The sequence below is a fragment of the Pseudomonas cremoricolorata DSM 17059 = NBRC 16634 genome (assembly GCF_000425745.1).
In the GTDB taxonomy this organism is placed as follows: Bacteria; Pseudomonadota; Gammaproteobacteria; order Pseudomonadales; family Pseudomonadaceae; genus Aquipseudomonas; species Aquipseudomonas cremoricolorata.
In genome coordinates this window covers 44,138-68,687 of record NZ_KE384442.1, presented here as the reverse complement: position 1 = coordinate 68,687, position 24,550 = coordinate 44,138, and the positions used below count along the sequence as shown (strand labels likewise).

Below are 24,550 nucleotides of genomic sequence, written 5' to 3'. Positions count from 1 at the left end.
CGCCGGGGCCGCCTGGCGGCCCCGCGCAGGTTGCCGAGGCTGGACAGCACGGAGAAAAGCTAAGACGATCCAGCCAAGACTTGACCACTCTCCCTTATAAGAACAACGACAATGATGCCCATTCAAGCCAGCTCTTCGTTACGGCGCGTCAGCATTCTGGCGACCGACAACGTGTTCGCCTTCACCCTGATGCAGGCCAAGGACTTCTTCCACCTGGCCAGTCTGCGCTACAGCCGGCAACTGGGCCTGAGCCTGCAGCCGATGTTCGAGATTCGCCTGGTCAGCCCTGACGGCCAGCCTGTGGACAGTTTCAGCAACGTACGCATACCGGTCGATGGCGGCCTGGACGATACCGACGTGATCATCCTGCCGGCCTTCTGGGACGACTTCGATAGCCTGCTGGCGCGCACCCCCCAGGTGTTGCCCTGGTTGCGCGAGCAGCACGCCCGCGGCGCGGTGCTCTGTGGTGAGGCCAGCGGTGTGTTCTGGCTGGCCGAGGCGGGATTGCTCGACGGCAAGGAAGCGACCACCTACTGGCGCTTTTTCAACAGCTTCGCCGAGCGCTTTCCCACGGTAAGGCTGAACCAGGACAAGCACCTCACCGACGCCGACAACCTCTACTGCGCCGGCGGCACCACCTCGGCGTGCGACCTGTACATCTACCTGATCGAACGTTTCTGCGGCGCCAACGTGGCCCGCGCCGTGGCTCGTGACATCCTCTATGAGGTGCAGCGCAACTACACCCCGGGGCGCATGGGCTTTGGCGGGCAGAAACTGCACCAGGACCTGTTGATCCTGCAGATCCAGCACTGGCTGGAAGAGCACTTCGCCGACAAGTTCCGCTTCGAAGACGTCGCCCGCAACCACGGCATGAGCATTCGCAACTTCATGCGCCGCTTCCAGGGCGCGACCGGCGACAAGCCCCTGCACTACCTGCAGCGCCTGCGCATCGAAACGGCCAAAGGCCTGCTTTCCAGCACCCGCAAAAGCATCAAGACCATCAGTTACGAAGTAGGTTACGACGACGCCAGCTTCTTCGCCCGCCTGTTCCGCCAGCACACAGAGCTATCGCCCAACCAGTATCGCCAGCAGTTCCAGCAGGAGAGCAGCGGCTAGTTGTGAGCTGCAAGCTGCAAGCAAAAGCAAAAGCAAAAAGCCAGGGCAGACGAGGTCTGCTCTGGCTTTTTCTTGTCGCTTGTAGCTACAAGCTTGCAGCTGAGTAGAAGAGGTCTGCCCTGGCTTTTTCTTGTCGCTTGCAGCTACAAGCTTGCAGCTGCCCTCAAGGCTTATGCGCCCGAGCGAGGAACTCGTGGGACTGCATTTCCAGCAAACGGCTGAGGGTACGCTGGAACTCGAAGCTCAACCGGCCACCGGTATAGAGGTCTTTGAGCTCGACCTCGGCAGAGATGATCAGCTTGACGTTGCGGTCGTAGAACTCATCGACCATGTTGATGAAGCGTCGGGCGATGTCGTCGGTGGTGACGCTCATCTGCTCGACGTTGCTCAGCAACACGGCATGGAAGATCTTGCCCAGCTCGATGTAGTCGTTCTGGCTACGCGGGCCGTCGCACAGGGCACGGAAATCGAACCAGGCAACGTCCTCGCAGGTGCGCAGGGCGTGAATTTCACGGTTTTCGATCATCAGCACGTCATTTTCGACAGCCTGGGTGCAATCGGGGGTGAGCGCCTTGAAGCTCTGCTGCATGCTGGCCTGGGCGGCCTCGTTCAGCGGGTAGTGGAACAGCTCGGCTTGCTCGAGGTGACGCAAGCGGTAGTCGACGCCGCTGTCGACGTTCACCACTTCGGTGTGCTGCTTGATCATGGCGATGGCCGGCAGGAAGCGCGCTCGCTGCAGGCCGTCCTTGTACAGGCCGTCCGGCACGATGTTGGAGGTCGCGACCAGGGTGACGCCGTTCTTGAACAGCTCTTCCATCAGGGTGCCGAGAATCATCGCATCGGTGATGTCGGAGACGAAGAACTCGTCGAAACAGATGACCCGGGCTTCAGCGGAGAAGCGCTTGGCGATCACCGTCAGCGGGTTCTTCTCGCCTTTGAGGGTTTTCATTTCTTCGTGCACACGCTTCATGAAGCGGTGGAAGTGCGTGCGCATTTTCTGCTCGAACGGCAGCGCATCGAAGAAGGTATCGACCAGATAGGTCTTGCCGCGCCCTACCCCGCCCCAGAAGTACAGACCCTTGACCGGAGCCTGCTCCTTGCGCCCGAACAGCTTGCCGAGCATGCCCGGTTTGTTGCCTTGCGCCGCCAGCAGGTCGTCATACAGACGCTGTAGATGCCGCACCGCTGTTTCCTGCGCCGCATCATGGAAGAAATCGGGACGTTTGAGATCTGCTTGGTATCGTTCTAGAGGCGTCATAAGTCGTTGGCGAGGTCACAAAACCGGGCCGTCACTGTAGCGACGGCCCTGCGCGTTGGCAATCCGACTTGCGTCAATCTGCCTCAGGCCTGGACTGGCTCAAGCGCTTTGCGCAGACGCTCGATGGCTGCATCACGGTCAGCTGCGTCGGTGAACAGGCCACCTTTGGCGACTTCGTCATCTTCGAGCCAGAGGCCGAAACTGAGCCCTTCTACACGAATGTCGGGCGCGCCACCTTGCTGCAACTGCTTGCTCACTGCACCGGCACCCTTGCCATCGGCAAAACTGCGCGACAGCAGCAGTTGCTCGCCGTCGGCGGCCAGCAGGCGGAAACGGAAGCTGCCATCGTCGTCACGGAAGCTGACGAAACGCGCGGCCTTAACCGTCTTCTTGCTCGATTCGGCGCTGGCCTGGGCGATACTGCGGAACGAGCGCAGGCCCACCGCTTCACGCAACTGCTCGAGGAACGGCGTAGCGACCTTGCGCGCCTTGGCTGCACCGCCCAGGAGAATGTCCTCGAGGTCGGCCGGGCGTGCCAGCAGCTGCTGATAACGCTCACGCGGCGCAGCCAGTTGCCCGTCGAGCAGTTGGAACAGACGCTGCTTGGCCTCCCCCCAGCCCAGCCCTTGCAGCAGATCGTCGCGGAACGCCTGGGCGTCATTCGCGGTAGCGAAGGCCTGGTAGAGGGTGAACAGGTGGGCGTTGTCGGGGTCTTTCGCCTCGCCAGGTGCGCGCGAGTCGGTGACGATGCGCGAGATGGCGTCCTTCATGTCCTTGGCGCTGGAGAACAGCGGGATGGTGTTGTCGTAGCTCTTGGACATCTTGCGACCATCCAGGCCAGGCAAGGTCGCCACGCTCTCTTCGATGACCGCTTCGGGCAGGGTGAAGTACTCCTGACCTTTGCCGAACAGGTGGTTGAAGCGCTGACCGATGTCGCGCGCCATTTCCACGTGCTGGATCTGGTCACGGCCGACCGGCACCTTGTGCGCATTGAACATGAGGATGTCGGCAGCCATCAGCACCGGATAGCTGAACAGGCCCATGCTGACACCGGCATCCGGGTCTTCACCGTTCTCGACGTTCTTGTCCACCGAAGCCTTGTAGGCATGGGCGCGATTGAGCAAGCCCTTGGCGGCGACGCAGGTCAGCAGCCAGGTCAGCTCGGGAATCTCGGGGATGTCGGACTGGCGATAGAACGTGACCTTGTCGGCATCCAGACCGCCGGCCAGCCAGGTGGCGGCGATTTCCAGGCGCGAGCGCTGAATGCGCTGCGGGTCGTCGCACTTGATCAGGGCGTGGTAGTCGGCCAGGAAATAGAACGAATCGACGCCAGGCTGCTGGCTGGCGCGGATGGCCGGGCCAATGGCGCCGGCGAAGTTGCCCAGGTGCGGGGTGCCGGTGGTGGTAATGCCGGTAAGGATGCGCGTAGTCATGATTATCGCTTGATCAGGCTTGGCTCATTTCGAGAGGCGCGGCAGCAGCAGATCCTTGAGATCTGTCAGCTTGCCATGGAAGAAGTGTCCGCATTCTGCCACTTTCAGCAGCTCGTGCGGGCGCGAAAGCGTTTCAGACCATTGGTAAACCAGTTGCGGATCCACCACTTCGTCAGCATCCGGTTGCACCACGGTCAGTTGGCACTGCTGCGGCAGCGGGAACTGCTCGGTCAGGCGCATCACTGCAGGGGCGATCATGAACAGGTGCTCGACCTCGCTGCCGGCACGCTCCAGCCGCCCGGCAAGGCTCGCCGCGACGAAGCCGCCGAAGGAAAAGCCCATCAGTACCAGCGGCAAGTGTGGGTGCTGCTGGCGCAGCCACTGGGCGACGGCCTCGCTGTCATCCACCTCGCCTGCGCCCATGTCATGGCTGCCAGCGCTTTGCCCAACCCCGCGGTAGTTGAAGCGCAAGGTGCTGTAGCCGGCATCGCGAGCGGTGCGCTGCAGGGTCGAAACCACCTTGTTGAGCATGGTGCCGCCTTGCACGGGATTGGGGTGGCAGATCAGCACCAGGCCACGGGCATCGGCGACATCAAGGTACAACGCTTCCAGCGGCCCGCTGGGGCCATCGATCAAGCAAGGGGTTTCGCGGACAAGCAAGGCAGTACTCCGTGACCTTGGAAAGGGTCGATTCGTCTAGCTGTGGATGTCTGTTCTGGGATAGTTGCGATCGCTCGCGGTATATACAGCGCAGGTCTGAGCCGTTAACGTAAAGCAAAGCCGTTTATAGAGGAAGGACTCGTGGAACTCTCGCTCCTTGTTTGGTTGTTGCCGACCCTGGCACTGGTGGTCGGCGTCGTCGCCGGCTTTGTCGCTGCCCGTCTGCTGCCCAACGCAGCACCGAACAGCACGCAACGTCAGCTGGACGATATCCAGCAGCGTTTCGACAATTATCAGAACGAGGTGGTGACCCACTTCAACAGCACCGCTACCTTGGTCAAGCGTCTTACGCAAAGCTATCAGGACGTTCAGGATCACCTGGCCGAAGGCGCCGACCGCCTGGCACTGGACGACCTGACCCGTCAGCGCCTGCTCGCCGCCCTGCACTCCGACGCGCCGCAGCCGCACCGTGATCGCCTGACCCCGCCGCGCGACAGCGCCGAAGTGCCGCTCGACTACGCGCCGAAGACGCCGAACTCGCCCGGCATGCTGGACGAGAGCTACGGCCTCAAGCACTGACCGCTACATCGAATGAGGCCGCTGACGCGGCCTTTTTCATGCCTGCTGCCTGGCCATCACTCGACGGTGGCGAGTGCCTGAGTGAGGTCAGCCAGCAAATCATCGATGTCTTCCAGACCCACCGACAGGCGTACCAACCCCTCGGAAATGCCATGCGCCGCGCGCTCCTCGGGCGTGTAACTGCTATGGGTCATGCTTGCCGGATGCTGGGCCAGGGATTCGGCATCGCCCAGGCTTACCGCTCGACTGAACAACTGCAGCGCGTTCATGAACTGCCGACCTGCCGCCAGGCCGCCGCGCAGCTCGAACGCCAGCATGCCGCCCGGCAGACGCATCTGCCGGGCGGCCAGTGCATGCTGCGGGAACGAGGTCAGACCCGGGTAGTGCAGCACCTCTACCGCCGGCTGGCGCTGGAGAAACCGGGCGACCTGCAGGGCATTGCTGCAATGGCGCTCCATGCGCAGGGCCAGTGTCTTGATGCCGCGCATCAACAGCGATGCATCATGAGGTGAAAGCACCGCACCGGTGAGGTCTTTCAGGCCTTGCAGACGAATCCTGTCGATCAGCGTCCTGTTGCCGATCACCAGACCCGCAGTGATATCACCGTGGCCGCTGAGGTACTTGGTGGCCGAATGCAGCACCAGGTCGGCGCCCAGAGCCAGGGGCCGTTGCAGATAGGGCGTACAGTAGGTGCTGTCCACCACCACGGTGATGCCATGCTCGCGCGCCACGCCGGTGACCGCCGCGATATCGACCAGGCGCATGGTGGGGTTGGCCGGTGTTTCGAAGTAGATCATCCGCGTCTTCGGGGTGATGGCGGCGCGCAGGGCGTCGAGGTCATCGAGGTCGACGTGGCGCACCTGCACGCCGAACTCACCGATGCCATGGTGCATGAAGGCGAAGGTGCAGCCGTACACGGTGGTACCCACCAGCAGTTCGTCGCCCGGGCGCAGCAGGGTCCACAACGTCGCGCTGATCGCGCCCATACCAGAAGCCAGCGCCAGGCCCGCCTCGCCCCCTTCGAGCGAAGCCATGCGCTGCTCCAGCAGTGCCAGGGTCGGGTTGGAAATGCGGCTATAGACATGCCCATCGGCCTCGCCGGCAAAGCAGGCAGCGCCGTATTCGGCAGAAGGGAAAGCGTAGGTGGAGGTCTGGTAGATCGGCGCAATCAACGCGCCGCCGTGGGACATGGGGTCGTAGCCGTGGTGGATGGCGCGGGTGGAAAAGCCTTGGGTGTTATTGGAATTGTCCATGGCAGGCACCTCTTAGGGTTTGTTCTAAGCTTATGCCCTGCTCCAGTCCGGGGTGAAGGAGATCTACACGAGCTTTTCCTTCAAGGCGGTCAAGCAGCGAGACAAGGTTCCGCTACCTCAAGCGAGAAAATGAGCACCGCGTCGGTTTGCTGTGCTCGCCGCCTGAAAAGCAAAAACCCCGCCGAGGCGGGGTTTTCGTCGATCAGCCGCGGTTAGATCGCACCGCGGCGGCGCAAGGCGTCCAGTACCTGTTTCACACCCTCTTCGACGCTGGTGCTCTGGGTATCGATCACCACATCGGCATCCAGCGGCACGTCGTACGGGAAGCTTTCGCCAGGAATGTTGTCGCCAGCGGCGGCATACAGCCCTTGCGGGTCGCGGGCGCGGCAGGCCAGCGGCGAAGCCTGGACGTAGACTGTCAGCAGGCGGTCATTGCCGATCAGCGCCTTGGCCTGTTCGCGGCCTTCGGCATCCGGGGCCACGAACGCAGCCAGGGTCAGCAGGCCAGCTTCGTTGAACTGGCGCGCCACATGGGCGGCGCGGCGCCAGTTCTCGGTGCGTCCGGCGCGGTCTTGCGGCAGGCCCTTGTTCAGGTCGTGACGCAGGTTCTGCCCGTCGAGTACGTACACCGCACGGCCCATGTCGAACAGCTTGCGCTCGACGGCGTAGGCCAGCGTGCTCTTGCCAGCGCCGGACAGGCCGCTGAACAGTACGGTGGCCGGTCGCTGACCGAGGCGCAGGGCGCGCTCTTCGGTGGACACGTGAGCGGCCTTGCCGTGCTGCCCGGTGCTGCCGTGTGGCAACACAGGCGGTGCGATGATCATGCCGGCGCCCACGGTGCCGTTGGTCAGGCGGTCGATGACGATGAAGGCGCCAGTGGTGCGGTTGCTATCGTAGCCATCGAGGGCGATGGAGGCATCCAGCGCCACCTTGACCCGGCCAATCTCGTTCAGCTCCAGGGCACTGGCCGCACCCTCCTCGAGGGTGTTGACGTCAACCTTGTGCACGATGCTGGCAATCGAGCCGGGCACGTAGCTGGTGGCACGCTTGATGTCGTACTTCTTGCCCGGCAGCATCGGCTCTTCGGCCATCCACACCAACATCGCGTCGAACTGGTCGGTCACCGGAGGAACGTTGTCGGCATGCACCAGCAGGTCGCCACGGGAGATGTCGATTTCATCTTCCATGGTCAGGGTCACGGCCTGGCCGGGGCCTGCACTTTCCAGTTCACCTTCGTAGGTGACGATGGACTTGACCCGGCTGCTCTTGCCCGAAGGCAGGACCACCACTTCGTCACCCTTGTGCACGATGCCGCTGGCCAGGGTGCCGGCGAAACCGCGGAAGTTCAGGTTCGGCCGGTTGACGTACTGCACCGGGAAGCGCAGGTCGGTGAAGTTGCGGTCGGCCGCCACTTCCACGCTTTCGAGGATTTCCATCAGCGCAGGGCCGGTGTACCACGGCGAACGCTCGCTGCGGTTGACCACGTTGTCGCCTTTGAGCGCCGACATGGGCACGAAGTACAGGCTCGACGGCTGCAGGTCGATGCGCTCGGCGAAATCGAGGTAGTCGGCCTTGATCGACTCGAAGACGCTTTCATCGAAGCCCTTGAGGTCCATCTTGTTGACCGCGACGACGATGTGCTTGATGCCCAGCAACGAGGCGATGAAGCTGTGCCGGCGAGTCTGGGTCTGCACGCCGTAACGGGCGTCGACGAGGATGATCGCCAGGTCACAGGTAGAGGCACCGGTGGCCATGTTGCGGGTGTACTGCTCGTGGCCCGGGGTGTCGGCGATGATGAACTTGCGCTTGGCGGTGGAGAAGTAGCGGTAGGCGACATCGATGGTGATGCCCTGCTCGCGCTCGGCCTGAAGACCGTCGACCAAAAGCGCCAGGTCGACCTCTTCACCGGTGGTGCCGGATTTCTTCGAATCACGGGTGATGGCCTCGAGGTGGTCCTCGTAGATCATCTTGGAATCGTGCAGCAGGCGCCCGATCAGGGTGCTCTTGCCATCGTCGACGTTGCCGCAGGTGAGGAAACGCAGCAGTTCTTTACGCTCGTGCTGAGCCAGGTAGGCGAGGATGTCCTCGCTGATCAGATCGGATTGGTGACTCATTTCATTCAAGCTCCAAGCTGTTGGCTTCAAGCGGCAAGCTTGTCGGCGTACAGCTAGTTAGAAATTCTGTTGATCAACCCTGCGAGCATTCTGGATAGCTCGCGGGTTTCATTAATCCAATTGTCGGCCGGCTCAACGGGTAGATAGCCGATCTCTGCTGCGATGATCAGATGGGTGCGTAACTCGGCACACGAGGCTTTCGCGACGCTGAGAAACCAGGCCTTCTCACGTTCACTGCGCCGTTCCATTCCCTCAGCGATGTTCGCCGGGACGGAAACGGCTGCGCGTGTCAGTTGAGACTTGAAGCCCAAATCCCGGCAATGCGCGAAAGCCCGATACATCTCGACCGCGAGCTTCTTGCCCCTTTGCCACACCAACAATTTCTCGAAATCCACTGCGAGCCTCCATGAGCACCCGCAGAGCAGGTGGCAATCCGCACGGCACAGACGCTACTCGCAACGACTCTGTCTTGCAGCTTGCCACTTGTAACTCGAAGCTTAGAAATAACCCTGACGTTTCTTGTCTTCCATGGAGCCTGCGCCATCGTGGTCGATGACGCGGCCCTGGCGCTCTGAAGTGCGCGTCAGGAGCATTTCCTGAATGATGTCGGTGAGCGTTTCGGCTTCCGATTCGACAGCGCCCGTCAGCGGGTAGCAGCCCAGGGTACGGAAACGCACCTTCTTCTTGACGATGCGGGCTTTCTCTTCATCGCTCAGGTGCTCGAGGATGCGCTCGTCGTCGATCATGATCAGGGTGCCGTTCTTCTCGATCACTTCACGCTCGGCGGCGAAGTACAGCGGCACGATCGGGATGCCTTCGAGGTAGATGTACTGCCAGATGTCCAGCTCGGTCCAGTTCGACAGCGGGAACACGCGAATCGACTCGCCCTTGTTGACCTTGCCGTTGTAGACGTTCCACAGCTCGGGGCGCTGGTTTTTCGGGTCCCAGCGGTGCTTGGAGTCGCGGAACGAGTAGACGCGCTCTTTGGCGCGCGACTTCTCTTCATCGCGGCGGGCACCGCCGAAGGCGGCGTCGAAGCCGTGCTTGTCCAGCGCCTGCTTGAGGCCCTGGGTCTTCATGATGTCGGTGTGCTTGGAGCTGCCGTGGGTGAACGGGTTGATGCCCTGCGCCACACCCTCGGGGTTGACGTGGGTGATCAGTTCCAGACCCATTTCCTCGACCATCTTGTCGCGGAAGCGGTACATCTCCTGGAATTTCCACTGGGTGTCGACATGCATGACCGGAAACGGCAGCTTGCCCGGGAAGAAGGCTTTGCGCGCCAGGTGCAGCATGACGGCAGAGTCCTTGCCGATCGAATACAGCATGACCGGGTTGTCGAACTCAGCGGCCACCTCGCGGATGATGTGGATGCTTTCCGCCTCCAGCTGTTTCAAGTGCGTCAGTTTGTCGACCATGGCTACTCACGAAAAACGATCTTATGGACGGCCAGCGGGCCGTGTTCGAGCGAGCCACTTTATCACAGCGACTGATTCTATTTAGAGCGCCGGATAGATCGAAACAATCTATCCATATGACTGCCGGTTTGGCCTTGGCGGTAGCCTTCTACCGCCAGCGCTGGCGTGGGTTCACACCGGATTCGGGCAGTCGATGAACAGGTGTTCGACAGCGAAGCGACGCGCCAGGTACTCGCCCAGCGCCTGTACACCGTAGCGCTCAGTGGCGTGATGCCCGGCGGCGATGAAACTGATGCCGTTTTCCCTGGCGCTGTGGAAGGTCTGCTCGGAGGCCTCGCCGCTGATGAACAGGTCGACTCCGGCGGCGATGGCCTGGTCGATGTAGCCCTGGCCGCCGCCCGTGCACCAGCCGACGCGGCGGATCATCTGCTCGCCCTCCACCAGCAACGGCTCGCGCCCCAGCGCCTCGTGCACGCGACGGGCGAAATCGCGCGGCGACAGCGGCTCGGGCAACGAACCGAGCAAGCCGACCACGCGGGCGTCGCCTGGGTCCAGCGGGCCTTCAACGGTGATCTCCAACAGCCGCGCCAGCTGCACGTTATTGCCCACCTCAGGATGAACGTCGAGCGGCAGGTGGAAGGCCAGCAGGCTGATGTCATGGCTGAGCAAGGTGCTCAGACGGCGCCGTTTCATGCCGGTGATGCAAGGGTTTTCACCCTTCCAGAAATAGCCATGGTGAACCAGGATCAGGTCGGCGTCGGCTTCGACCGCCGCATCCAGCAGGGCCTGGCTGGCAGTGACGCCACTGACGATACGCCTGACCTGCGCGCGCCCCTCGACCTGCAGGCCATTGGGGCAGTAGTCGTGAATCTTGGCACTGGCGAGGTAACGCTCGGCTTCGGCGACCAGGGTCTGGAGAGCGACGGCCATGGAAAAACTCCTTGAAATCGGCGGTTGCAGCGGGCGCAACGCCCGTATAATGCCGGCCATTATGAGCCGCCTGCCGCCGCGGGGAAACCGCCGGCCGACGCTGCTTGAGGCTGTCTGTTTGATCGTTTGCGGGCCCGCGCCCTTGCCGCGCTGGTGGCCCCCTCGCCCAGGATTCGTTCGATGCTCAAGGCTTTGCGTTACGTTGGCTGGCCCCTTCTTACCGGTGTACTGATCGCCATGCTGGTCATCCAGCGCTTTCCCCAGTGGGTGGGCCTGCCCAGCCAGGATGTCAATCTGCAACAGGCGCCGCAAACCACCCAGGTGGTGCAAGGGCCGGTCTCCTATGCCGACGCCGTGACCCTCGCCGCGCCTGCGGTGGTCAACCTCTACACCACCAAGGTGGTGAACAAGAACGCCGCCCACCCACTGTTCGAAGACCCGCAGTTCCGCCGATTCTTCGGCGACAACCTGCCCAAGCAGCGGCGCTGGGAGTCGAGCCTGGGCTCGGCGGTGATCATGAGCCCGGAAGGCTACCTGCTGACCAACAACCATGTGACCAGTGGCGCTGACCAGATCGTGGTGGCGCTCAAGGACGGCCGGGAAACCCTGGCACGGGTCATCGGCAGTGACCCGGAAACCGACCTTGCCGTGCTCAAGATCGATCTGAAGAACCTGCCCGCCATCACCATCGGTCGCTCCGATACCTTGCGCATCGGTGACGTGTCGCTGGCCATTGGCAACCCGTTCGGCGTGGGCCAGACCGTGACCATGGGCATCATCAGTGCCACTGGCCGCAACCAGCTGGGCTTGAACAACTACGAAGACTTCATCCAGACCGACGCGGCGATCAACCCCGGCAACTCCGGCGGCGCGCTGGTCGATGCCAATGGCAACCTTACCGGCATCAACACCGCGATCTTCTCCAAGTCCGGCGGCTCGCAGGGCATCGGCTTCGCCATTCCGGTCAAGCTGGCCCTGGAGGTGATGAAATCGATCATCGAACATGGCCAGGTGATTCGTGGCTGGCTGGGCATCGAAGTGCAGCCATTGAGCCAGGAACTGGCCGAGTCGTTCGGCCTGAAAGGTCGACCGGGCATCGTCGTGGCGGGCATCTTCCGCGAGGGCCCGGCAGCGCGCGCCGGCTTGCAAGTGGGCGATGTGATTCTGAGCATCAACGGCGAGCCGGCCGGCGACGGGCGCAAGTCGATGAACCAGGTCGCGCGGATCAAGCCAAACAACAAGGTCGCCATCGAAGTGATGCGCAACGGCAAGCAGCTCAAGCTGATCGCTGAAGTGGGTCTGCGCCCACCACCGGCGCCGGTGGTCAAGAAAGACGAGAAGTGACTTCCAACGGGGCCGGCAAGCGGCCCCTTCGGCTCTGCCCCTGGTGTGCGGGCAATTGAAGTGGCAAAACGTCTGGCGTTGCGCGATTCTCTTCAGCCATTCATACCCCTGCCTGGTTCCATGCACCGACGAAGGCAGGCCCGCACTTCATTGGAGCAGCCATGACCGACCCGTTGATTCTCGAGCCACAGAACACCGCCGATGCCTGTGTGATCTGGTTGCATGGCCTGGGAGCCGACCGCTACGACTTTCAGCCGGTCGCCCAGGCCCTGCAGGCGCACCTGACCAGCACGCGTTTCGTCATGCCCCAGGCCCCGACCCAGCCGGTGACCATCAATGGCGGCTATGCGATGCCCAGCTGGTACGACATCAAGGCCATGAGCCCGGCGCGCGCCATCGATGAAGGGCAACTTGAGCACTCGGCCGAGCAGGTCATCGCATTGATCGAAGCCGAGCGCAGCAAGGGCATCGACCTGACCCGGGTATTTCTCGCCGGCTTTTCCCAGGGCGGCGCAGTGGTCTTGCACACGGCCTACGTGAAGTGGCAAGAGGCACTCGGCGGGGTACTGGCCTTGTCGACCTACGCCCCGACCTTCAGCGACGAACATCAGCTGAGCGCCTGCCAGCAGCGTACGCCCGCCCTGTGCCTGCACGGGGTGAACGATCCGGTGGTGATTCCATCCATGGGCCGCACCGCCTTCGAACACCTCAAGCACTGGGGCGTCGATGCCAGCTGGCAGGAGTACCCGATGGAACACGAAGTGCTCAACGAAGAGGTTCAGGACATCTTCAACTGGCTGCTCGCGCGGCTGCGCTGAACGAGTCGCCATTTGTAGTAGTCGGCGCACCACGCTACGCCGCGCGCAGTTCTTGCTTTACACTGCCCGGCGTACATTCCTTAATCAGTTGATGAGACGACCGTGCTCAAGGCACTCAAGAAACTATTCGGCAAGGAAGACGCCGCCGCCCAGGCCGCCGCTGTCCCTGCCCCCGTGGTCACTCCGCCGCCCGCCGCTGGTGGGCAGGCTCCCTCCATCGCGCAGCCCATCGAGGCTCCAGCAGTCGACGCGCAACCCACTTCCAGCATGGCCCTGCCAACAAAGGCCGAGCCGATCTCACGCCACGACGCCACGCCCAACAGCAAGCCGCGTCGTGAACGCAAACCCAAGCCCCAGGCATCGCTGTGGAAGCCTGAGGACTTCGTGGTCGAGGCGCAGGAAGGCAAGACCCGCTTCCATGACTTCAAACTGTCCAACGAGCTGATGCACGCCATCCACGACCTGGGCTTTCCGTACTGCACGCCGATCCAGGCCCAGGTGCTGGGCTACACCCTGCGCGGCCAGGATGCCATCGGCCGGGCACAGACCGGCACCGGCAAGACCGCAGCCTTCCTGATTTCCATCATCGCCCAGCTGCAACAGACGCCTCCACCCAAGGAGCGCTACATGGGCGAGCCGCGCGCGCTGATCATCGCCCCGACCCGCGAGCTGGTGGTGCAGATCGCCAAGGATGCCGCGGCACTGACCAAATACAGCGGCCTGAACGTCATGACCTTCGTCGGCGGAATGGACTTCGACAAGCAGCTGAAAAGCCTGGAAGCGCGCCACTGCGACATTCTGGTGGCCACCCCCGGGCGTTTGCTGGACTTCCAGCAGCGCGGCGAAGTGCACCTGGACATGGTCGAAGTGATGGTGCTGGACGAAGCCGACCGCATGCTCGACATGGGCTTCATTCCTCAGGTTCGGCAGATCATTCGGCAGACGCCACCCAAACCCGAACGCCAGACCCTGCTGTTCTCCGCCACCTTCACCGACGATGTGATGAACCTCGCCAAGCAGTGGACCACCGACCCGGCCATCGTCGAGATCGAGCCGGAAAACGTCGCCAGCGAAACCGTCGAACAGCATGTCTATGCCGTTGCCGGCAGCGACAAGTACAAGCTGCTGTACAACCTGGTGACGCAGAACAACTGGCAACGGGTGATGGTGTTCGCCAACCGCAAGGATGAAGTGCGACGCATCGAAGAACGCCTGGTGCGCGACGGCATCAACGCCGCGCAATTGTCTGGCGACGTGCCGCAGCACAAGCGCATCCGCACCCTGGAAAACTTCCGCGAAGGTCGAGTGACGGTGCTGGTGGCAACCGATGTCGCCGGCCGCGGCATTCACATCGATGGCATCAGCCACGTGATCAACTTCACCCTGCCGGAAGATCCGGACGACTACGTGCACCGCATCGGCCGCACTGGCCGTGCCGGCAGCAACGGGGTGTCGATCAGCTTTGCCGGCGAAGACGACTCGTACCAGCTGCCCGGCATCGAGCAACTGCTAGGACGCAAGATCAGCTGTGAAATGCCGCCTGAGGCCCTGCTCAAGCCCGTGCCGCGCAAGGGCCAGTAAGCGGCTCAAGCCCAACAGTTGGCTGTAGAGGCGGCTTCAGCCGCGATGGGCCGCAACGCGGCCCTAATGAACCGCAGCGGCGCTCCGTTCGCTCCTAGGCTCTGCCTGAAGAGACGTGACCGCGCCCCCCTCTCACCAACGCTCAGCCGCGTCCTGATCGCTCTGCCGACCCTCGACCCAACGCGGGCCGAGTGCGGTGGACTCTTTTTTCCAGAACGGCGCCTGGGTTTTCAGGTAGTCCATGACGAAATTGCAGGCATCGAACGCCGCCTGACGATGGGCGCTGGCGATGCCGACGAAGACGATCGGCTCGCCCGGTTGCAACGCGCCGATGCGGTGCAGCACCTCGACCTTGAGCAACGGCCAGCGCTGCTGGGCCTGGACCACGATCTTGTCCAAGGCTTTTTCGGTCATGCCCGGATAGTGCTCGAGAAACATTCCCGCCACTTCGCGGCCGTCATTGAAGTCACGCACGTAGCCGACGAACGCCACCACCGCCCCGACGCCGACATTCGCCGCATGCATGGCATTGACCTCCTGCCCGGCATCGAACGGCTGCGCCTGCACACGGATGGCCATGCTCAGCCCCCCGTCACAGGCGGGAAGAACGCCACTTCGTCGCCCTCTGCCACAGGCTCGGCGAGCCGACACAGCTCCTGGTTGCGCGCGCACATCAGGTTCTGTTCAGCCAACACGGCGTAACCTTGGCCACGCTCGAGCAACGCTTTGCGCACATCGTCGAGCACCTGAAAGTCACCTTCCAGCGCCTCGCCGTCCAGCCCCAATGCCTCGCGATAACGGGCGAAATACACCACTTGCAGCTTCATTGCGGCTGCGCCTTGAAGTCGCCGCTCTTGCCGCCGCGCTTCTCCAGCAGGCGTACCTGCTCGATGACCATGCCTTTGTCCACCGCCTTGCACATGTCGTAGATCGTCAGCGCGGCGACGCTGGCGGCGGTCAGTGCTTCCATTTCCACGCCGGTCTGCCCGGCCAGCTTGCAGCGTGCCTGAATCAGCACCGCGTCTTCGCCGTCGGCGCGCAGTTCGACCTTGACGCTGGTCAGCATCAGCGGATGGCACAGGGGAATCAGGTCGCTGGTTTTCTTCGCCGCCTGGATGCCGGCAATGCGCGCCACGGCGAAGACATCGCCTTTGGGATGCGCGCCGTCGACGATCATGCGCAGGGTCTGCGGCAGCATGCGCACGCGCGCCTGGGCCACTGCTTCGCGGGCGGTGACGGCTTTTTCAGTGACGTCGACCATGTTGGCCCGCCCCTGGGAATCAAGGTGTGTCAGCACTGCTCTGCTCCTGTGAAGGGAGCGTCGAGTGTAACGCCACAGGTCGCGTTGCGCAGGGAAATGATCGGGCGGCGAACCGCCCGATCAGTCGGCTTACAGGTGCGACTCGGCGTACTCGGCAAGCACCGAGCGCGGCACCCCTTGCAGGGTGATGTGCACGCCGTGGGGGAAGTCCTTGAAGCGCTCGGTGAGGTAGGTCAGGCCCGAGCTTGGAGCGGACAGGTACGGCGTGTCGATCTGCGCCAGGTTGCCCAGGCAAACCACTTTGGAGCCAGCGCCGGCACGGGTGATGATGGTTTTCATCTGGTGCGGGGTGAGGTTCTGGCATTCATCGATGAGGATCAGGCTTTGCTGGAAGCTGCGACCGCGAATGTAGTTGAGCGATTTGAACTGCAGCGGTACGCGCTCGAGGATGTACTCGACGCTGCCGTGAGTGCTCTCGTCATCCATGTGCAGGGCTTCGAGGTTGTCGGTGATGGCGCCCAGCCAAGGCTCCATCTTTTCCGCTTCGGTACCCGGCAGGAAGCCGATTTCCTGATCCAGCCCCTGCACGCTGCGGGTGGCGATGATGCGACGGTAGCGCTTGCTGACCATGGTCTGTTCGATCGCAGCCGCCAGGGCCAGGATGGTCTTGCCCGAACCGGCAGCGCCGGTGAGGTTGACCAGGTGAATATCCGGGTCGAGCAGTGCCAGCAAGGCCAGGCTCTGGTGGATGTCGCGGGGCTTCAGGCCCCAGGCTTCCTGGTGCAGCAGCGGCTCCTGGTGCAGGTCGAGCAACAGCAACTCGCCATCACGCACGCCCTTGATCCAGCCGACGAAGCCTTGCTCGTCGATGATGAACTCGTTGATGTGCACCGCCTGCAGCGGCTCGGCCAGTTGCACCCGGTGCCAGGTACGCCCGCGCTCCTGGCGCGTATCGACCTTGCTGACCCGGTCCCAGAACGAGCCGTTCACCGAGTGGTAACCCTTTGACAGTAACGAGACATCGTCGACCAACTGGTCGGTGCTGTAGTCCTCGGCGGCAATGCCGCAGGCGCGCGCCTTGAGGCGCATGTTGATGTCTTTGGTCACCAACACTACGTCGAGATCGGCGCGGGTGGCGCGCAGTTCGAGCAGTTGGTTGATGATGATGTTGTCGTTGAGGTGCTCGGGCAGCAGGCGGTTGGGCTCGTTGCGCTGGCTCATCAGAATCGACAGAAAACCCTTCGGGCCACTCTTGCCACGCTGAATCGGCACGCCCTGCTCGACCGCACTGGGCGAGGCATCGCCCAGGGTCTGGTCGATCAGGCGAATGGCCTGGCGACAATCGGCGGCAATCGACTGCTTGCCGGTCTTGAGCTTGTCGAGTTCCTCCAGCACCGTCATCGGCAGGGCGACATGGTGCTCCTCGAAGTTGAGTAATGCGTTGGGGTCGTGAATCAGGACATTGGTATCGAGGACATAGAGGATTGGCTTGCTGGAGGAAGGGGTGCGTCCTTGGTCATCCATACTCGGTCACCTTATATCGAAGCCACGTAGCGCGTACCGCTGCGCTGCAGATTGACCGCCGTTCTCCCCGTATCCGCGTCGTTACGGGCGGGGAGCGCACCTGGCTAGGAGGGCCTGGATGACGCCACCTGTGCTGCAGGATTCGGCTGTCTGCTTCTTTCATACCGCAAAACGTATTACGGAAAAAAGTACTTTTACGCTTGGGTGAAGTTTATTTTTCCGATTGACTCACTTGCCTTGCGCACCCTCCCCGGACGACTACAGTGATAGGTCAAGCGCCCCTTGCGCTCACTCGCGCAGGGCACCGTAGGTTTGGCAATCTTCCCAGCCCAAACCGCTCTGCGCCGTGCTCTGCAGCAAGGTTTCAACGGCCACCTGCGCTTTCGGCAGGCTGTCGTGGAACTGAATCACACCCTTGCGCCAGAGCAGCATCAAGGTCAGCACCCGCTGCGCCGAAGCCTCGCTACTCAGCGGGCCGTCGTCCTGGGCATCGATGTCCCACAACGCTACCTGCAAGCCTTGATTGCGCATGAACGCCTCGCCATCGCTGCGCCGCTGCCCGTAGGGCGGACGGAACAGCGGCACGTACTGCTCGGGCAACTCGGCCTGCACCCGCGCCTGACTGCGCCGCAGCGAATCCTGCCAGCCTTGCCACAGCGCATGCGAGCGGTACTCCCAGCCCTGAATGCCCACGCACTGTCCGGCATACACCTGCCGCAGCGGGCTGCCTGCTGCGCTGTCGCGCCGCTGCTGCAGGCGCGTACCGAGCACGAAGAACGTACCTTGCACCTGCTGCCGACGCAGGTAGTCGGTGAGCCGATCGGTGCTGCCAGCGGCCGGCCCCGGTCCGCCGACGAAGGTCAGCAAAAACACCCGGTCGTTGAGTTCATCGCCGCTGCGCTCGGTGGCTGAAAGGCGCTCGATCTCGTTGGGACTGCTGGCGAACAAGGCGGCCTTGCGCAGCAATTCATCCAGATAACGTTGATGGAACGTGTAACTGGGCTCGACCCAAGGGCTATAGAACTCACCGACTTCCTCGGCAAACACCGCAGCGCGTGCACGCAGTTCAGCCATGCTGTCGAGCGGAAAGCAGAACGAGGCGTCCTGCTCGCAGCTTTGCCGGGCCTGCTCGAAGTTCTGCCACAAGCGCTGCCACAAGCGGGCGCGCACCGCGCGAATCATCGGCAGGTCGATCTGGCGCAGGCCGAGACGACTGGCCAGTGCTGTGTCATCGAGCAGTTCGCTTTCGTGCAGGGCGCGGGCGAAGGACAGAATTTCGGCGCGCGAGGCGACATCGAACAGCACCGGGCTGTCCAGTTGCTCGGGCCACAGGTTGCGCTCGAGGCTGACGTAGGGTGAAGGCGGCGCTGCCTGCACGGCAAGGCTCAACAGGCCGGCGAAGGCAACCAGGGCAGGGCGCACAGGCGACACTCCGGTGAAAGGTATGGCCCGCACTATAGCGCCTGGCCTGCCCATGGTCAGCGCCTATCACGCGCATAGGTTGGAGCTTGCGCACGCCCGCCGTAGAATCGCCCGATTGACTTCAGGAGCCGACCCTATGCTGACGGTGATTTCCCCCGCCAAAACCCTCGACTACGAAACCCCGCCGGCCACCGCGCGCTTCACCCTGCCGCAGCACCTGGAGCACTCTCAGGTACTGATCGAGCAACTGCGCGAGTTGAGCCCGGCGCAGATCGCCGAGCTGATGCATCTGTCGGACAAGCTTGCCGGCCTCAACGCGGCGCGTTTCGGTAGCTGGAGCGAAACCTTCACCCCGGACAACGCCAAGCAAGCGCTGCTGGCGTTCAAGGGCGACGTGTACACCGGGCTCGATGCGCAAAGCCTCAGCGAGGACGACTTCGCCTACGCCCAGGAGCACCTGCGCATGCTCTCGGGGCTGTACGGCCTGCTGCGCCCGCTCGACCTGATGCAGCCGTATCGCCTGGAAATGGGCACCAAACTGAGCAATGCCCGTGGCAAGGACCTGTACGCGTTCTGGGACACGCGCATCAGCGAATGGCTGAACCAGGCCCTGGCCGCACAAGGTGACGACCTGCTGCTGAACCTGGCCAGCAACGAGTACTTCAGTGCGGTCAAGCGCAGCGCCTTGAAAGCGCGGGTAATCAATGTGGATTTCAAGGACTGGAAGAATGGTCAGCACAAGATCATCAGCTTCTACGCCAAGAAAGCCCGCGGCATGATGAGCCGCTTCGTCATCCAGAACCGCATCGACGATCCGCAGCACCTCAAGCAATTCGACGTGCAGGGCTACTACTACAATGCCGAGCAATCGAAGCAGGATCATCTGGTGTTCCTGCGTGACGCCGCGCCTGAGTAGAAGCTCGACCAGTGAATACGCTGGCGTCCCAGGCCCCGGGAGGAACGAGGGACGCCATATTGACGAGAGCGGAGGGCGATCAGAACTGCAGTTTCAGCGAGCCGTCCTCGATCGCATAGTCATCGCCGTTGTACGAAAACTTCAGCGTGAAATCGACGAGCAGATGGCTCGAAGGCTTGAAGTCCAGCTGAGCGACAACCAGGTCGAAGGTTTCCAGTGCGCGATAGTCGATAGACATCAAGGCTCTCAACGATACCTGGCCCTGACTGTCATGATTGATCAGGAAGATCACTCCCAGACGTTGCAACCCGCCCTGGAGACCTTCGGTCTGAGTGGCGAATACAGTCGTCGGCGCGGTCGGCTCACCGTTGTAAGCGACATCGCTGGCCTTGATTGTCGAGTTGCCCTGAAGCGGCTTGTCCAACTTGGCAGATAGGTGGCCGGCGCTCAGGCTTTTCATCGAAGGACCGATAACTACGCTGAACTCCCCGCCTTCGACGCGGATCTCGTTCCCCATGTCGCTTTCGGCAACGAAATCGAACTTGCCTCGCATTTTGCCGCCCGCTGTACCAGCCGATCTAACGTTCAAACTGCCCGACACAGCATCGCCGGAATGCGCTCCACCGACATAGGCGCGAACACCATCCTGGCCGATCGGGTAAATACCTTCCTTGATGTCCTTGGGAAAGCCTAGGTAGATGAAGCGCTCGTTGTCTGCCTGACCCAGTACGCCTCCCGTGCCGTCCCAATGAACGTCGACAGCCTTGAACGCTTGGCCTTCCACGCTGGCGGTCATTGCGCCCTGCTCTGCTTGGGCGGTATCAGATGTCTTTTCCATGTTCAGCCTCATAGATTGCTTGAACTAACTGTCAATTGGCCTTGCGGAGCACTTTGCGCACCACATGGCGCTGATGTGAGCCTTCAGCCTAAGACCGCCAGGGCAACGTCGAAACTGGCAGATGTGCCAGGACGGCGGTGCCCTCGACCCGGCAAAACGCGGCTGTGCCAAGGTTTTGAGCCAAACACCAATTGCCGCTAGGATGTCAGGCACCGCTCACTCCCAGGCCTGCCCACCATGCTCATCGGCGCACTGCTCATCCTCACCTGGCTGGTTCTGCTGCTGCGCTACCCATGCAAGGCGCTGCCGCTGTCGCTGGCTGCCGCCATCGGTCTGGGCCTGGTGGCGTTGTATGTGGTCTGGCAGGACACCCGTGAAGCCTCGCAACTGGCACGCCTGGACCTGCGCCTGAGCTATGCCCCCGAACAGTGCCCGGCAGACCGCACCTTGCAGGTGCAGTTGAAGAACACCAATGCCGTCCCGCTGCGCGAGCTGCGCTGGCGGGTGGCGGCCTACGCACCCGGCGACACCGTCAACCTCGCCGAAAGCACCTACGCGGCACCGCGCTATCGCGGCCCGGGCGAGCTGCAGGCCGGCGCCCAATGGCGCGACTGCCTGCCCTTGCCGCCGCTGCGCGCAGGTTACCGGGCGCAATCGCTGGAATTTCGTGCCGAACACCTGCAAGGCGCCTTCGCCAACTGATCACATCCACCCGATAGATAAGGCTGACTGCCATGCCCAACGTGCTCATCACCGGTTGCTCCAGCGGCATCGGTCGCGCCCTGGCCGATGCCTTTCGCGATGACGGCTACGAGGTGTGGGCGACTGCTCGCAAGGCCGAAGATGTCGAGCGCCTGGTCGAGGCCGGCTTCACCGCACGAAAGCTCGACGTCAATGACAGCCAGGCGCTGACGCAACTGGCCGAGGAACTGCAAGCGCACAGCGGCCAGCTCGACCTGCTGATCAACAACGCCGGCTACGGCGCCATGGGGCCGGTGCTCGACGCCGGCGCCGACGGCCTGCGTCAGCAGTTCGAAACCAACGTGTTCGCCCTGGTCGAGGTCACCCGCGCGCTGTTCCCCTCGCTGCGCCGGGCCAGGGGCGCGGTGGTCAATATCGGCAGTGTTTCCGGCGTGTTGGTCACCCCGTTCGCAGGCGTGTACTGCGCCTCCAAGGCCGCGGTGCATGCTTTGAGCGATGCCCTGCGCCTGGAACTGGCGCCGTTCGGTATTGAAGTGATGCAAGTGCAACCGGGCGCCATCGCCTCGCAGTTCGCCGCGCATGCCCAGCGCGGCGCCGAGCAGGTGCTGCGGCCTGAGTCGGCATGGTGGCCGTTGCGCGAACAGGTGCGCGCCCGCGCCCGCGCCTCGCAAGACCGCCCAACCCCGGCAACGCAGTTCGCTCAGGGCGTGCTGGCCGCCACCCGCCGTCGCCCGTTGCCAGCGGTGGTGCGCCTGGGCAACGGCAGCACCGCCCTGCCCTTGCTTGCCCGACTAGTGCCGGCGCGCCTGCTCGACTGGGCCTTGCGCAAGCGCTTCGGGCTGCTGCGGCCGCTGTGACACCGACCCAGGCGTGGACGCCTGCTCAGTCTCGAAGGCCTCCCAGCCACCGCCCAGGGCCTTGTACAAACCGACCAACGCCTGCGCGACCGCCGCGGAACTGTCGATCGACTGTTCTTCGCTTGCCAGCAGCGCGCTCTGCACGCTGAGCACGTTGAGAAAATCCACCGCCCCTTCGACGTACTGCTGCTGCGCGGTGCGCAGGGCGATGCGGTTTTCCTCCACCGCCTCGGCCAGGTGCTCGCGGCGTACCTGGCTGGCGTTGTAGCGGCGCAGTTGATCGTCGATCTCGTGCCAGGCGCCGAGCACCACCTTGCGGTAATTGACCGCCGCTTCCTGCTGCTGCGCTTCGCGCAGGCGCAGTGTGCCGCGCAACCGCCCGCCTTCGAACAATGGCAGCGACAGTTGCGGGCCGAAAGCGAAGCGCCGCGATCCCCAACTGCCAAGATCCGCCAGTTGCAGGGCCTGGAAACCGACGCTGCCCGACAGGGTGATGCGCGGATAGAAATCGGCCTGGGCCATGCCAATGCTGGCGGTCGCCGCATGCAGGCGCGCCTCGGCCTGGCGGATATCCGGACGTCGCGCTGCCAACTCGGACGGCAGACCGATGGCCAAGCGCTGTTCTGGCTCAGGCTGCGTGCCAGGCGCCAGCAATTGCCGTTGCAGGCTGCCCGGCGGCTCGGCAGCGAGCAGGCTCAGGGCATTGATCAGTTCATCGCGGCGCGCTTGCAGGTCGGGCAGGCGCGCTTCGATGGAGGCCACCTGGGCGCTGGCCTGGGCGACATCCAGGCGCGTGGCCACACCTTCGGCCTGACGCCCGCGGGACAAGCGCAGGCTGTGCCGGGCCAGCTTCAGGTTGTCTTCGGTAACGCTCAAGGTGCGCTGCACCGCGCGCAGTTGAATGTAGTCGCTGGCGGTGTCGGCCAGCAGGCTCAAGAGCACGCCGCGGCGATCGTTCTCGGCCACCTGCACACTGGCGTCGGCCGCCTCGACCTGACGCCGTACGCGGCCCCACAGGTCGAGTTCCCAGCCCGCAGCCAAGTCGCCCTGCCACAGGTTGTAGGCGGCTTTGCCGGCATTGCCGGAGGGGTCGTTGAGGCCTTCGGCACTGTTGCGCGCGCGGCTGTAACCGACATCGGCGCGCACGTTCGGCGCCTGCTCGGCGGCCACCGTACTGCGTAGTGCGCGGCTTTGCAGCACGCGCGCACTGGCCATCTGCAGGTCGAGGTTGCGCGCCGCAACCTGTTCGATCAGCGCGCTCAGCCGAGGGTCGTGGAAGCTGTCCCACCAGCGCAGTTGCAGGGGTTCAGCCTCGGCCCGACTCGTGGCCGCGTCGTCCTTTGGTTGTGCCCACTGCGCCGGAGCAGTGCTCGCGGGCGTGTGAAAATCCGGCCCCAGGCTGCAACCGGCAAGCGCCATGGCCAGCAGCAATGGGCTGCAACGCATCATCGCCTTCATCGCGCACTGACCTCGTGGCCGGTCACGGCGTCATCACCGGTGTCGATCAGCGCTTCCACCGACATGCCCACCCGCAGCCGCTGCAAGGCGGGCTGGTCGGCGTCGAAGACGATCTTCACCGGAATCCGCTGCACCACCTTGGTGAAGTTGCCGGTGGCGTTGTCCGGCTTGATCGCGGCGAAGGTCACGCCAGTGGCCGGGGCGATGCTCTGTACGCGGCCGTGCAGGGTTTGCCCGGCCAAGCTGTCGACGCGAATCTGCACCGGCTGGCCGGGCTGCACATGGGTCAACTGGGTTTCCAGGAAGTTGCCGACAACGAAGGCCTGCTCCAGCGGTACCACCGACAGCAAGCGGGTACCGGGGCTGACATACGCGCCGGCGCGCACTGCACGCTCGCCGACCATGCCGGCGACCGGCGCGCTGATGCGGGTGTACGACAGATCGAGGCGTGCCTTGGCAACGCCTGCTTCTGCCTGCTTGAGCTGACCATCGGCACCCGCCAACTGCGCCTTGAGCACCTCGACCTGCTTGCGTGCGGCCAGCAGCGCGGCGTCGGCATCGGCGCGGTGCGCCCGGGCCTGCTCGACCCGGCTGCGCGCCTGCTGGGCGTTCTGCACGGTGCCGGCGCCCTGGGCGGCCAGGCGCTGGTAACGGCCGACTTCATGCTCGGCGAAGGCGTCTTCGGCGTTGGCCGCCTGCAGGGCTGCCTGGGCCTGGGCGATCACCGCACTCTGCCGGTCGAGGGTGGCCTGGGCGTTGTCGCGCTGGGCCTTGGCCACCAGCTGCCGGGCCTGGGCGGCGTCGAGGGCGGTCTGGTAGTCGCGGTCATCCAGGGTCGCGAGCAACTGCCCGGCCTCGACCGCCTGGTTGTCCTCGACGCGAACGTCCTTGATGAATCCGGCCACCTTCGGCGCGACTACCGTGTAGTCGGCGCTGACATAGGCATCGTTGGTGCTCTGCTGGCGGTCACTGCCAAGCAGCCAGGGGCCGACCAGGGCCGCCAGTACGGCCACGGCCAGCACGCTGGCGATGATCAGGGTCTTGCGCGTGTCTTTCATGTCGACGAAGTCT

Annotated in this window: 24 protein-coding genes; 8 read left to right on the top strand and 16 right to left on the bottom strand. The window is 63.4% G+C overall.

The window, feature by feature from the left end:
* Positions 1–213 precede the first annotated feature (213 nt).
* A complete protein-coding gene (locus H618_RS0119165) occupies positions 214–1,116 on the top strand; it encodes a GlxA family transcriptional regulator (RefSeq protein ID WP_211232375.1) in 903 nt (300 codons plus the stop codon).
* Between the two features lie 163 nt (positions 1,117–1,279).
* Here H618_RS0119165 and zapE read toward each other — a convergent pair whose 3' ends face one another.
* The 3 genes from zapE to H618_RS0119150 form a co-directional block, all read right to left on the bottom strand.
* Positions 1,280–2,374: a cell division protein ZapE gene (gene zapE, locus H618_RS0119160; RefSeq protein ID WP_028696595.1), complete on the bottom strand. Its 1,095-nt coding sequence runs from the start codon at positions 2,372–2,374 to the stop codon at positions 1,280–1,282.
* Positions 2,375–2,457: 83 nt separating this feature from the next.
* Positions 2,458–3,807, bottom strand: a complete 1,350-nt coding sequence (locus H618_RS0119155) for a tryptophan--tRNA ligase (protein WP_028696594.1) — start codon at positions 3,805–3,807, stop codon at positions 2,458–2,460.
* Positions 3,808–3,831: 24 nt separating this feature from the next.
* Entirely contained in the window at positions 3,832–4,467 is a 636-nt protein-coding gene (locus tag H618_RS0119150) for an alpha/beta hydrolase (protein ID WP_028696593.1), read from the bottom strand.
* Positions 4,468–4,608: 141 nt separating this feature from the next.
* Between H618_RS0119150 and H618_RS0119145 the strand changes: the two genes are divergently transcribed.
* Positions 4,609–5,046 carry a Z-ring associated ZapG family protein gene (locus H618_RS0119145; RefSeq protein ID WP_028696592.1) on the top strand — a complete coding sequence of 146 codons (438 nt, stop codon included), beginning with the start codon at positions 4,609–4,611 and terminating at the stop codon, positions 5,044–5,046.
* A 56-nt stretch (positions 5,047–5,102) separates the two neighbouring features.
* On the opposite strand, the gene H618_RS0119140 is transcribed toward H618_RS0119145, so the two are convergent.
* The 5 genes from H618_RS0119140 to H618_RS0119120 all read right to left on the bottom strand — a co-directional run bounded on the left by H618_RS0119140 (position 5,103) and on the right by H618_RS0119120 (position 10,758).
* The gene (locus tag H618_RS0119140; protein WP_028696591.1) at positions 5,103–6,299 is read right to left on the bottom strand and encodes a methionine gamma-lyase; all 1,197 of its coding nucleotides are present in this window, start codon (positions 6,297–6,299) and stop codon (positions 5,103–5,105) included.
* Between the two features lie 212 nt (positions 6,300–6,511).
* Entirely contained in the window at positions 6,512–8,413 is a 1,902-nt protein-coding gene (gene cysN, locus H618_RS0119135; RefSeq protein ID WP_028696590.1) for a sulfate adenylyltransferase subunit CysN, read from the bottom strand.
* Between the two features lie 53 nt (positions 8,414–8,466).
* Complete coding sequence (locus H618_RS0119130) at positions 8,467–8,808, bottom strand: four helix bundle protein (protein WP_028696589.1); 342 nt, start codon at positions 8,806–8,808, stop codon at positions 8,467–8,469.
* Between the two features lie 102 nt (positions 8,809–8,910).
* Complete coding sequence (gene cysD / locus H618_RS0119125; RefSeq protein WP_028696588.1) at positions 8,911–9,828, bottom strand: sulfate adenylyltransferase subunit CysD; 918 nt, start codon at positions 9,826–9,828, stop codon at positions 8,911–8,913.
* Between the two features lie 171 nt (positions 9,829–9,999).
* Positions 10,000–10,758 (bottom strand): Nif3-like dinuclear metal center hexameric protein, encoded by a 759-nt coding sequence (locus H618_RS0119120; protein ID WP_028696587.1) that lies wholly within the window; start codon positions 10,756–10,758, stop codon positions 10,000–10,002.
* Between the two features lie 180 nt (positions 10,759–10,938).
* On the opposite strand from H618_RS0119120, the gene algW reads away from it, so the two are divergent.
* From algW to rhlB, 3 genes are all read left to right on the top strand, one after another.
* Positions 10,939–12,102: a Do family serine endopeptidase AlgW gene (gene algW, locus H618_RS0119115; RefSeq protein ID WP_028696586.1), complete on the top strand. Its 1,164-nt coding sequence runs from the start codon at positions 10,939–10,941 to the stop codon at positions 12,100–12,102.
* A gap of 161 nt (positions 12,103–12,263) precedes the next feature.
* The gene (locus H618_RS0119110) at positions 12,264–12,920 is read left to right on the top strand and encodes an alpha/beta hydrolase (protein ID WP_028696585.1); all 657 of its coding nucleotides are present in this window, start codon (positions 12,264–12,266) and stop codon (positions 12,918–12,920) included.
* Positions 12,921–13,022: 102 nt separating this feature from the next.
* Entirely contained in the window at positions 13,023–14,501 is a 1,479-nt protein-coding gene (gene rhlB, locus H618_RS0119105) for an ATP-dependent RNA helicase RhlB (RefSeq protein WP_028696584.1), read from the top strand.
* A gap of 132 nt (positions 14,502–14,633) precedes the next feature.
* Here the strand turns inward: rhlB and moaE are convergent, their stop codons facing one another.
* The 5 genes from moaE to H618_RS0119080 all read right to left on the bottom strand — a co-directional run bounded on the left by moaE (position 14,634) and on the right by H618_RS0119080 (position 18,708).
* Positions 14,634–15,080, bottom strand: a complete 447-nt coding sequence (gene moaE / locus H618_RS0119100) for a molybdopterin synthase catalytic subunit MoaE (RefSeq protein ID WP_028696583.1) — start codon at positions 15,078–15,080, stop codon at positions 14,634–14,636.
* A 2-nt stretch (positions 15,081–15,082) separates the two neighbouring features.
* Positions 15,083–15,328 (bottom strand): MoaD/ThiS family protein, encoded by a 246-nt coding sequence (locus H618_RS0119095; protein WP_028696582.1) that lies wholly within the window; start codon positions 15,326–15,328, stop codon positions 15,083–15,085.
* The gene (gene moaC / locus H618_RS0119090) at positions 15,325–15,798 is read right to left on the bottom strand and encodes a cyclic pyranopterin monophosphate synthase MoaC (protein WP_028696581.1); all 474 of its coding nucleotides are present in this window, start codon (positions 15,796–15,798) and stop codon (positions 15,325–15,327) included. The genes H618_RS0119095 and moaC overlap by 4 nt, the downstream gene beginning before the upstream one ends.
* A gap of 93 nt (positions 15,799–15,891) precedes the next feature.
* Positions 15,892–17,286, bottom strand: coding sequence for a PhoH family protein (locus H618_RS0119085; protein WP_028696580.1), 1,395 nt, complete (start codon positions 17,284–17,286; stop codon positions 15,892–15,894).
* 288 nt (positions 17,287–17,574) lie between these two features.
* Complete coding sequence (locus tag H618_RS0119080; RefSeq protein WP_028696579.1) at positions 17,575–18,708, bottom strand: polysaccharide deacetylase family protein; 1,134 nt, start codon at positions 18,706–18,708, stop codon at positions 17,575–17,577.
* A gap of 136 nt (positions 18,709–18,844) precedes the next feature.
* Here H618_RS0119080 and yaaA point away from each other — a divergent pair, with 136 nt between their 5' ends.
* On the top strand, positions 18,845–19,624 hold the full coding sequence (gene yaaA, locus H618_RS0119075) for a peroxide stress protein YaaA (protein ID WP_028696578.1): 780 nt from the start codon (positions 18,845–18,847) through the stop codon (positions 19,622–19,624).
* 79 nt (positions 19,625–19,703) lie between these two features.
* Here yaaA and H618_RS0119070 read toward each other — a convergent pair whose 3' ends face one another.
* Positions 19,704–20,462 (bottom strand): hypothetical protein, encoded by a 759-nt coding sequence (locus H618_RS0119070; protein WP_154660689.1) that lies wholly within the window; start codon positions 20,460–20,462, stop codon positions 19,704–19,706.
* Between the two features lie 237 nt (positions 20,463–20,699).
* On the opposite strand from H618_RS0119070, the gene H618_RS0119065 reads away from it, so the two are divergent.
* Together H618_RS0119065 and H618_RS0119060 are read left to right on the top strand one after the other, a co-directional pair.
* Positions 20,700–21,164, top strand: a complete 465-nt coding sequence (locus tag H618_RS0119065; protein WP_028696576.1) for a hypothetical protein — start codon at positions 20,700–20,702, stop codon at positions 21,162–21,164.
* Positions 21,165–21,196: 32 nt separating this feature from the next.
* Complete coding sequence (locus H618_RS0119060) at positions 21,197–22,021, top strand: SDR family oxidoreductase (RefSeq protein ID WP_028696575.1); 825 nt, start codon at positions 21,197–21,199, stop codon at positions 22,019–22,021.
* Here the strand turns inward: H618_RS0119060 and H618_RS21950 are convergent.
* Together H618_RS21950 and H618_RS0119050 are read right to left on the bottom strand one after the other, a co-directional pair.
* Positions 21,956–23,479 (bottom strand): efflux transporter outer membrane subunit, encoded by a 1,524-nt coding sequence (locus tag H618_RS21950; RefSeq protein WP_081673823.1) that lies wholly within the window; start codon positions 23,477–23,479, stop codon positions 21,956–21,958. The two genes, H618_RS0119060 and H618_RS21950, sit on opposite strands and share 66 nt — an antisense overlap.
* Positions 23,476–24,537, bottom strand: a complete 1,062-nt coding sequence (locus H618_RS0119050; RefSeq protein ID WP_028696574.1) for an HlyD family secretion protein — start codon at positions 24,535–24,537, stop codon at positions 23,476–23,478. Before H618_RS0119050 ends, H618_RS21950 begins: the two co-directional genes overlap by 4 nt.
* Positions 24,538–24,550 lie beyond the last annotated feature (13 nt).